This is a genomic window from Streptomyces sp. NPDC030798 (genome assembly GCF_055572275.1).
On record NZ_JBVIDR010000020.1, the window covers coordinates 129,328 to 139,268 of the forward strand.

Sequence of the window (9,941 nt, forward strand, 5' to 3'; positions counted from 1 at the left end):
GACCATCCGACCGCGCGCGGGAAGGGACTGCACTAGCTGCCCTTATATCCGATGTCGACCAGAGCCTGGCCCATGACCTGTGCGTAGCCTGTCGTTCCCGCATTCTTCGGGTGGAACGACTCGAGGCTCAGGCAGGTGTTCTGTCCCGGCTTGGGGATACAGGGGGGCTGATTGGCGGGGTCTCCGTCGTGGAAGTCGCCGTCCCCATGGGGACCTGCCACTATTCCGTTGATCCATTCGTCGCCGTCACACAACCCATGGCCCTTGAACGCGGGGATTGGATCGGCGAACGCCACCTTGGTGCCGCTCCTCTTCAGCTCGTCGACCTTGGCCTTCTGCTTGTCGTGCGTGTAGTCAGCCAGATAGTTCAGAGTATCGAAGTCGCCTGCCCAGCACTGACTTTCGCCGACGATGTGGGGGTAGCCCATGAGAACGATCTGCGCGTTCGGTGCCGCATTGGCGATCTCGTCGATCACGGTTCCGGTATCGGCGACCGCTTGGTCGATCTTTCCCGTGTAGTCGTTCCTGTCGCATACGCCGCCCACGTAGCAGTTCTTGACGGCGTTGGTGAAGTTACCGCCGTCGTTTCCGCCGATGGTCAGCATGACCAGTGTCGTGTCCGAGCTGAGGACACCTGAGTCGATCTGCGTCTTCTCGTGGTAGTTCCCCATCGCCCCCCACGAGTTGGGGTCTCCCGTCGTGAGCTGCGACGTTGTTGCGCCGGAGCAGGTGACGTTCTGGAAGTCGACCGAGGTCGTGTGGCTGTCCGAGAGACTGCCGAGAGGGGTGGTGTAACCGGGTAGGAGCAGCTTGCGGCCCCACGAGTTGGCGCTGCGCCGGCACGCGTTCCAGGTCCGCTTGCCGTGGTCTCTGTCGGACTCGGGCGAGTAGTTGCCCGCGCCTTCGCCGGAGCTGTAGGAGTCACCCATGGCGACCACCATGTGCTTCGGCTTGCCCGGTAGCTTCTGGAAGGCGACCGCGGTGAAGGCCACGTCGTCATCGGCGGTGCCGTCATTGGTCGTGTTGGTCAGCTCTACCCGTGGAGTGCCGGTGAACGGGTAGACGCCGAGCTCGACCCATGCGTTCTTGCCATAGTGAGTGTTGAGGTAGCGGTCACGGTCACCGCCGGCGGTGCCCTTGATCACGTAGTGGGCTTGCTGGGTGTGTGCGCCGGTGTCGGGGAGGTGCACGAAGACGCGGGCCCATCCGTCCAGGTTCTGCCCCAGGGTCCACGTTCCCTTCACGGTCATCCGCCCGCCGTCACCGCCCAGGTGAGAGGTGTCGCGGGTGTGGGCGTACCAGAAGTGGCCGTCGTATCCGCCGCCGATCTGGTACAGATCACCTTTTGCGTCGTATTGCCCCAGGCCAGGACCGGTAGCGGCAGGGTCGGGGTAGAACGTGAACTGGAAACTGCCGTTGTCGGTACCCGAGGATCCGCAGTCGCTGAACGTGTCGGCGTTGTCCTCGATCGGCTTGACCACCAGAGCCCCCGGGGGGAGACCGTCGCTGGTGCAGACCGGGGTGCCGTACTGCAATCGGTAACCGCGTCCCGGCTCGGCGACCAGCGTCTCGTATTTGATGTTCTCGTGACCGCATTCGCTGTCGCAGTACTTCTTCCACGTCACGTTACTGCCGTTCCACCAGTACTGCTCGTAGCACTTGGCGTCCGGGCACTTGGGTGGATTCGAGGTGTTGCAGTTGTTCGTGGAGTTACAGAAGGCGTCCAGCGGTGGTTTCACCGCGTCACGCTGGGCCGGGTTGGTCCACCAGGCGGGACGGAAACCAGCAGTGGAGTATCCGGACTCACCCGGCCAGTCCTGCCGGCCGGAGGTGGCGTAGGAGTAGCCGGTGTCGATGGACCAGGCGGACCAGCCCATCACCTTCTCCTCGTACGGCCACTGTTGCGGCTTCGCCGCGTCCCGCGGATCGGTCATGAACGCGTGACGGGAGGCGGGGTACACGGGGTTGGCCGGGTTGTTGTACCACCCCAGACCCCAGTGGCCGCCGTGCTGTGATGCCTGTGACTTCGGGTTGAAGCCGAGGTTGTAGTTCCACAGCGCGGCGAACCAGTTCTCCGGCTTGGACGGGTCGTCGTTGTTGACTGTGATCGTCTGCCCGCCGGCGTGCAGCTCGTTCCACTTGTCCGCCAGGATGTACATCGACGCGGCGATGTTGACCGCGTAGTCCAGCGCCACGGCCCGCTGCTTGGTCGGCGACAGGGACGTCTCCCCCGGTTTCTCGTGCCCGGCCAGTCGCATACCGTCGGTGACCTGGCCGACACCGTAGCCGCAGTCCGAGTTCGCCCAGTTGATGGTCCAATAGGCGTCGGACGTGTCACCCTTGTGCCCGTAGAACCCGGCGGTCGCCGCGAGCGGGCTGCCCATCTGGCCCGGGATGGCGCCGGATTCCGCCTGCCACAGGTTCGACTCCTGCGCGAGCACGCCCAGCATCACTTGGGCGGGGATCCGCGCACCCGCTTTGCCGTTCAAAGTCGGGGGTGGGAACAGGCCCTGCGGGTCGATCGTGCCCAGACCGGTCTGGGCACGCCACCCGCCTTGCTTGATCCACTTGGCGCGTAGTTCCCCGCGGACCGCCATGTCCACGGCCCACTCCACCTGGTTCGGAGTCGGCTGCAGGGCCAGGGACTTGACGTCGTTGCGGGGAACGGAGCACCAGCGGTCGGTATCGACCGGATCGTGCGCCCTGGCGTCGTCCTTCACGCCGACCCGCGTGCTCTTGCTACCGCTGCTGGTGCGGAGGGCGGGAGAGAACGAGCCGTTGCCTGAGCCGCCGACCGTGGCCGCGACGGACTGGGTGATCTTCGCGCCGGTAGTGGTCGCCTGGCTGGTGATGACCGGCGTGGCACCCGAGGAGGCGTCGGTGGGGTCCTGCGGGGTGCGCGGCGCGGTCGAGGGCTCACTGTTGGTGAAGCCTTTCCCCGCGCTCTTGATGTGATCCAGGCCGGCACGTACACCGGGCATCAGCACTGGGTCGACGGCGAGCCGGCCCGAGCTGGATATGTCGGTGTCCGCGGGTACGTTCAGGCGCGTCACGGGGGTACCGGAGAGCCTTACGTCGCGCGGTTTTCCGGTGAGGTACACGCCACCGGCCTCGCCCTGCTTGAGAGCGACGTCACCGAGCGGGCCCGACGCCAGCGCAGCTGTCTTGTTCTCGTTCCACAGCTTGGCGCGAGCAGTGTCCCCGTGACGGTCGACGAATGCCACCCCGCTTGGAGTCGCCCGGATATCGAACGGAACGCCGTCGGTGGCGGCCAGCGTCCGGACCTTCTTCCCGGTGTTGTCGACGTGGACGAGCCGGCGGCCGCTTGCGGCGACGACACCGTCCCCGACGGGTACGGCGGAGGTCATCTGACCGGTCACCGTGATGTCACTGCTGGTTTTGCCGCTGGTGTCGACCGTGACGAGCCGGGTCTTGTCGTCCCGGAAGGCGGTGAACGCGGCCGTGCGCATCTGGGGGTTGCAGGTCGGGGTGAAGTAGGCCAATGAGCTGGTGAACGCTAGTTTCCTCACCCGCCCGGACTTCACATCGACGATGGCGGTGAACGCGCCTCCCTGCATCAGATCCGGCTTGTTCGTGAACGTGCGCGGTGCGTAGACGGCAGCCACGTGATCACGGTCCATGGCGCACGCATTTCCGACCCACGCATCCGCCAGCATGCCCGGCTCGGCCAGCTCGGCGGCGGTCCGCCACTGGTAGGCGGTCTTGCTGTCCGCGACGAGGATCTTGAAGCCGGATGCGTCGGCCGCAGTGATCATGGCACGGTCGGAAGACGTCCTCCAGTCCTTGCCAAGTCTCTTGCCGGGATCAGGGACACGCAGCGGCGCGGTCTGCTGCTCACTCCTGTCTGGCGGCGCCGGCGGCGGGTCGGACGCCATCGCCGGGGCCGCCTGAAGCAGGCCACCGGTGAGAGCGGCGGCCGCTGTGAAAGCAGCCAAGGGTATGTGTCGTCTTTTGCGTCTCAAGACGGAGTTCCCCGTTTCCAGGTGATGGGATGTCCAGGGCCCCGGTCGCAGGGCAGGACGTGACACTCGGGAGGAAGAAAGGGACGAGACCGGTCAGTCCCGCTGAACTGCGAGGACACGCGCCCCGTCGAGGGCCTCCAGCCGGTCCCATGGGATGGTGACGCTGCCTGTGTAGCTGTCGTGGGCGGCAACCCGCTTGACGACGGTCTTGGTGAAGGCAGTGTCGCCCCCGAAGCCGAACGTCACGGTGTAGGTGACCGGTCCGGGAGATGTGTCGTTGTGGATGACGTACTCGGCGACCGCCACCCGCCGCCCGTGACTCTGGTCGACGCCGTACTGCGTCACCTCGACGGCCGACCTCTCACGGACAGTCTTCGGAGCGGCATTTACCTGGGTCTCGATGTACCAGGCGGCCGTGCCGAAGACGACTGCGAACGTTGCCAGCAAGCCGACGATGGTTCTTCTACTGAGCATGGAGAGGCCTCCCCCACCGGCGCACCCCACCCCGCAGGAGAGGCAGGCGGGGGGCGCGCCGGTCATCTGATGGGGCGCGGGGCGCCCTTACTGGATGTGTGTCCTGGCGAGGACGGCACGGGCCCTGGCGAGCAGTTTGGTGTTGCGGTCCTTCTGCTGCTGGAGTTGCCTCCTGTGGGCAGCGATCTGCTTCGTCTGGTAGGCGACCTCCGCCTTGAACCAGGTGTTTACGAGGTGGCTGTCCTTCTTGCAGGTGACGTCCGTTGTGGCGGTCTGCACCTCGGCCTGTGAGGGCTTGGAAACGGTACGGCTGGCGGCAGCGGACGGGAAGGCAGCGGCCGCGTCGAGTGGGGTGCGCAGCCTGTGTCCCGCCCGGTTCATGCAGGACGACCACGCGGCGAGCGCTTTCGTCACCGGCACCTGCGTCTTCGTCGCTTCGAAGGACTGGGCGGACAGCTCACCGGCCGGGTCGGTAGGGTTGATGATGCCGATCTTCTGGTTCGCCTCGGGGATGCACTCTTCGTCGAGGGCCTTGTCCCACGCGTCGGTTCGGTTTTCCGCCTTCTCCTCAGCGTCTGATTCGTCCTGCTCCTGGGACGGGTCTGCTGTGCCAGGGAGTTGGTAGCCGTGTGTGCGGGCGGCCGTGGCGTCGGTGAGGCCGTAGCGGCGGTCCATGTTGGCCTCGTCGTAACCGGCCGGGACGGTGCCACGGGCGGAGGGCGGATGGAACGTGAAACCGTGACGCTGCATGCATCCGGACTCGATCGCTGAGCGCGCATCCTCGATCTGGGCGGTGTCCGCGTTGGAGAGCATGTAGTCCTCGACCGGTAATCTCATGCCCTTCACAAGGCCCTGCCGGGGGACCCGCTGAAGCTGCGGGAGATGGTGAGCGGCATCGGTCTGTGCGCGATGCGGCGCTGCCTGTGCTGTGGTGCGATCGCTTCCCTGACTGTTGTGAGTGGTGGCGACATAGGCGGCGGTGGCGATGGTGGCACACGCGGCGGCGGCGGTCGCCACCCGTACGGACTTGGCTAACACGTCAGTTCCTCCGCTGGGACTCGTTCTTGTTCTTGACGGTAGTGGCGAGGTTGTGAGCGATGCCGTCTTTGCGGGGGATGTATGTGGTGGACCCGGAGTAATTGGTGCTGGAGAACACGTTGTACGAGTGCGACGGATCGTCGTTGGAGCCGGACGCCGCGTCGTGGTAGATGGCCTTGCCGTACCCCTTGTCGTCGTCGTAGCACGCGTTCGAGTGGAAGTCGAAGATGTAACGCACCACCGTGGACTGGTTCGGTGAGTAGCCCCACGCGTTCGGGACCGACACGTTGGACAGGAAGCACGAACCGTGCGACACCCACGTCTGCGAGGACCGCGAGTTGTAGTGAAGACGGAAACAGTACTTATTGCCGGACGACGAGCAGATGTCGCTGTCGTACGAGGTTGCGGCGTAGGCAGACGACGCCCCCGCAAGAAGGGCAGTGCAGGCGGCAGTGGCGGTCAGGGCGGCGGCGGAAGCGCGTATGCGGCCCAAAGGATTCCCCCTCGTGAAGGTCGAGCCACACGGGGAGGCGCCTGTTGATGCTGTGTGGTATCCCCCCGTGCATGGTCGCGTGCAGCCATAAGGCTTGGTCTGGACCTTCAGCTGGCACAGCAGAACTCTACGCACACAGTCACCAGCGATAGCAAGAGCCTGTCAGGGACAGGCCGAAAAGGTACCGGCACGGAATCCGAAGCTTGTGCACGAGCCCTGTATGTTCATGAGGAAATGGGGAGCGGGGCAGGAGCGCTTACCGCGCGCTCGGACGGCTGAAAGGTCGAAACCGGTACGGCGCGAGCGGCGCACGAGGCGGGGGCGTGCGACCGTGCAAGGCGCGCGACGGGCGACGGACCGTGTGGGACGAGCGGACAGCGCCGATGGCCCGGAGACGGCGGCCGGCAGGGACAGCGGCGCACAAGGAGCCGGGCAGCACGGCCGAGCCGGGGAGAGGCACCGACCGTGGACAGCCGGCGTGTCCCGACGATGTCGCCGGCGGACGCCCGCGTCTCCGGAACCGCTCACACCGCGGACGGAACCGTGCGCACGCCGGTGTCGCCGAAGGTGCGGCAGCAAGTGAGCAACAGCACGCCATAACCGAGATCAATTTGCATCCGAGTCAGCTACGTCACAGCAGGGGAGCGCGAGCACCGCAGCGATGGTGGAGCGGAGTTCCTGGTCGCCGAGGACGGCCCGGTAGTCCCGGTAGTTGGAAAGCCGCAGATCGCGGGCCCCGACGAAACGCAGTGCCCGCCGTGCGGTCGGCGTGACCGTGCCGATGCGCAGGAACCCACGGAGTGCCTCGGCTAGGTCGCCGTAGCGGTCGTCGTCCCCGGTGAAGCGCACGACGACCTGCTCCAGCACCGCCAGGGTGGCACTCGGATCGCCGGTGATCGCCCACAGGGCGACCGCCGCCGTCGTCCTCCCGTACTCGGCGTTCTCCATGACCTCACGCACCCGTCCGGCATGCGCTGCGGCGGCGGGGCCGAAGTCGGACAGGAGGTGGACCGGTCCGTACGGCGACGCCTGCTCGTCGTGCACCGCCTCGCCCAGGAGCCGCAGGGCGGTGCCGTCGTCACCCCCCGCGATGCGCCACGCGGCCCACGCAGTCCTGTGGTGGTTGCCCGGGTGATCAAGGACGACCGCGTCGCGCACGGCGGACGCCGTCGAGGCGGCACCGGGACCCATCGCAAGCAGCACTTCGACCGCGCGCAGCGAGTACCGCGTGTCCTTCAGGAGCGGAAGGACGACCGGGAGCACGGGCAGCCCATCCGGCCCCCATGCCTCGGCGACGTGTAGCAAGGTGTCCATGATCTCGCCGTGGTCGCCGTGCCGCTCGTGGTCCTGCTGCACCTCCTCGAGCAGCGCGGGCAGCAGGACGTCCGCGTGCTCGCGCAGCGGCGCGAGGACCTCGTGCATCTCCGGCCGGCGCGGATCGCCCTCCGTCCAGCTGCGTCCGAACTGCTCCCGGTAGGGCGCCCAGAGCGATTCGACCAGGCCGGGGAGGCCGCGCGGGTCGCCCAGCCGGACCAGGGCCCAGCGTGCGAAGTCGCCGACGGTCCCCTCGATCCAGGAGATTTCGTCGGTCCCGGGATCGTCGACCAATGCCGCCAGGCGGTCGGCGTGCGGGCCGGAGTCAGGGGCGAGCATCGCGAGGAGGTGCGCGGCCTTGAGCCGCGCGCAGTCGTCGGCACAGTCCAGCAGCCGTGCCGCGAGGGGCAGCACCGTCGGTGCTGCGGAACGCCGCAGCACCAGGTGCCGCCACGCCTCGTCCAGGACGACCCGGCGCAGCCCGTCGTCCGCGGTGCGTTCCGCCGCCTCAGCCAGCCGGGTCACGAACGACAGGGCGGCCGGGGGTACGTGGTCGAGGAGACCGGACACCCATGCGGCGACGTCGTCACGGGTGAAGGGGCTCTCGACGTCTGGCAGCCACCAGATCCGCTCGAACCGGGGCCGTACGGCAGGATCGGCGAGGACGCCAATCAGCAGGTCGGCATGCCGGAGGGGGACGTCGCGATCGAGGGACGCCTGGGCGATCACGGCTGCCACCTTCATCACCGGCTCGTCGTCGCGCAGCACCCGGCTCAGCACCGCCTCCACCGCGCCGACGAACCGGTGCCTACCGCCGGGAGACCCGGTCTCGGGCGCGCTGGCGGTCGTCGCGGCGCGGGGGCCCAGCGCCAGCAGGAGGGGCAGGCGTACGGCCGGGTCCGTCTCGGCGTGCCACCGTTCCAGCAGCGCGTCGTCGTCCGCTAGGAGGAGGGCGACCCGCCGGACGCTCGGCGCAGGGTCCGCGAGGAGCGTCGTGATTTTGTCGCCCTGACGCCGCCACTCCTCCCGCCACGCTCCGTGCGTGTCCTGTTCACCGGCCTCGCGCGCCGCACCGTTCAGGGCGCCGAGCAGTTCGACCAGAGCGACTCGTGCGCCGTTGGCGGGGTCGGAGGCGAGCGCCGTGAGAAACGGCAGGGCCGCGGCCGCGGCCGACGGTAGCTCACCTCCCGGGGCGAACAGGCAGGAGTACAGCGGGTAGCAGTCCTCGTCCGTCGCCGCCGGGCCCCGCCTGACTAGGCGGCGCAGCGCCCGCGGGACCTCCTTGACCGGATGGTGCTCCGGCACGCCCGTCCGGAACCGGCTCCAGTCCACCGCGTCCACCGCCTCGACCGAAAGCCCCGCCACTGCCACCCCGTAAGTCCGCCGTACGTCGACCGACTGACATCCTGGCATCGACCCGACGGGTGATCACCCCGGAATACTGAAGGCCCCCCGGGATCCGCGTCGCTCCGTCGGGCATGCAGCCAGGACGCCGCTGCCGGAGGACTTCCAGACCCTGGAGTGCCCCGGTCCTGGTCCTCGCGCAGGGCGACCCGTTGATCAGCTGCCGCTTGGTGTGCACCGGCGAGCGTCAGGACTTGACGCGCTTCTGCAACGACGGCTACAGCACAGCCGACTGATGTGCTGCCAGTTCTCTCCGAGCCACGAAACGTGATCGTTGTAGATCCCACCGAGACGCATGGGAACAGAGTTTCGGGGCAGAAGATTACGTCTCGCATAGGGCAACGCGGCCCAGCGGCAGCTGCCGCTTCCGCTTATAGCGCGTGAGGCCCGCGCCCCGACGAACTCGCCCCCGCCGTACGGCCGAGCCGAGCTGCCGACAACCGGTGCCCAGCCACTCATCCTCGACCAGGATCCGGCCCGGCGTCTGCGTCACTGACCCAAGCGGTCGGTCGGGAGCAACGACCCCGACGGCTCGATCGTCAGATGAGTCTGGCGCGCCAGGAACCGGTCACCGCACCGCCACGCGGCCTACCTCTTCTCATGCAGTCCGGTCGGCCCATGATCGACAGCAACCACCTCGCCTTCGCCCAGGACGGCACCCTGCCTCCCGGCAGCACACGCGTACTGACCCGCACGGCCCCCTACGACCACTGCGTCCTCGCCGCAGGGCCTTCACTCGACGGCGAGCTCCAGGAGCGGCTGACTTCGCTGCTGCTGTCGATGTCGTATGCCGACCCGGACATACGCCACCTGCTGGACCTCGAAGGACTCACCCGCTGGGTCCCGGCGCGGGAGTCGGGCTTCGAGCAGCTGGAGGCGCCGTGGACGCAGCGGGCTTCTACGACGAAGAGGGGCGGATCACGGCCGCCGGCTACCAGCCGTGACTTCCGATGCTGCGCGGCCCGCCGCCTTGTCGCTCGACCTCGCCGGACTCGGCTTCGCACACGGGGCGCACCTGCTGCTGCGCCGGGCGCTCAGCCAGGTGGCGCCGAGTGAGGGGGTCGCGGTCTCGGGCACGGACCCCGCTCTGGTGTCCCACCTGACCGTCTGGTGCCGCCGCGAAGGGCACACGGTGACGCCTGGGGGGGGGGGGGGGGGGGGGGGGGGGGGGGGGGGGGGGGGGGGGGGGGGGGGGGGGGGGGGGGGGGGGGGGGGGGGGGGGGGGGGGGGGGGGG

At 68.1% G+C, this 9,941-nt stretch carries 6 protein-coding genes; 1 reads left to right on the forward strand and 5 read right to left on the reverse strand.

The annotated features are described in order from the left end of the window. Positions 1–32: 32 nt before the first annotated feature. The 5 genes from ACZ404_RS34290 to ACZ404_RS34310 all read right to left on the reverse strand — a co-directional run bounded on the left by ACZ404_RS34290 (position 33) and on the right by ACZ404_RS34310 (position 8,667). Positions 33–3,956 carry an SGNH/GDSL hydrolase family protein gene (locus ACZ404_RS34290; protein ID WP_468446828.1) on the reverse strand — a complete coding sequence of 1,308 codons (3,924 nt, stop codon included), beginning with the start codon at positions 3,954–3,956 and terminating at the stop codon, positions 33–35. A 120-nt stretch (positions 3,957–4,076) separates the two neighbouring features. Further along, positions 4,077–4,457 (reverse strand): hypothetical protein, encoded by a 381-nt coding sequence (locus tag ACZ404_RS34295; RefSeq protein ID WP_468446830.1) that lies wholly within the window; start codon positions 4,455–4,457, stop codon positions 4,077–4,079. Between the two features lie 87 nt (positions 4,458–4,544). Then, positions 4,545–5,495 (reverse strand): hypothetical protein, encoded by a 951-nt coding sequence (locus ACZ404_RS34300; protein ID WP_468446832.1) that lies wholly within the window; start codon positions 5,493–5,495, stop codon positions 4,545–4,547. Position 5,496: 1 nt separating this feature from the next. Continuing rightward, positions 5,497–5,781: a hypothetical protein gene (locus ACZ404_RS34305; RefSeq protein WP_468446834.1), complete on the reverse strand. Its 285-nt coding sequence runs from the start codon at positions 5,779–5,781 to the stop codon at positions 5,497–5,499. 813 nt (positions 5,782–6,594) lie between these two features. Next, positions 6,595–8,667 carry a hypothetical protein gene (locus ACZ404_RS34310; protein ID WP_468446836.1) on the reverse strand — a complete coding sequence of 691 codons (2,073 nt, stop codon included), beginning with the start codon at positions 8,665–8,667 and terminating at the stop codon, positions 6,595–6,597. A gap of 657 nt (positions 8,668–9,324) precedes the next feature. Here ACZ404_RS34310 and ACZ404_RS34315 point away from each other — a divergent pair. After that, positions 9,325–9,762, forward strand: a complete 438-nt coding sequence (locus tag ACZ404_RS34315) for a PhnD/SsuA/transferrin family substrate-binding protein (RefSeq protein WP_468446838.1) — start codon at positions 9,325–9,327, stop codon at positions 9,760–9,762. Positions 9,763–9,941: the final 179 nt, after the last annotated feature.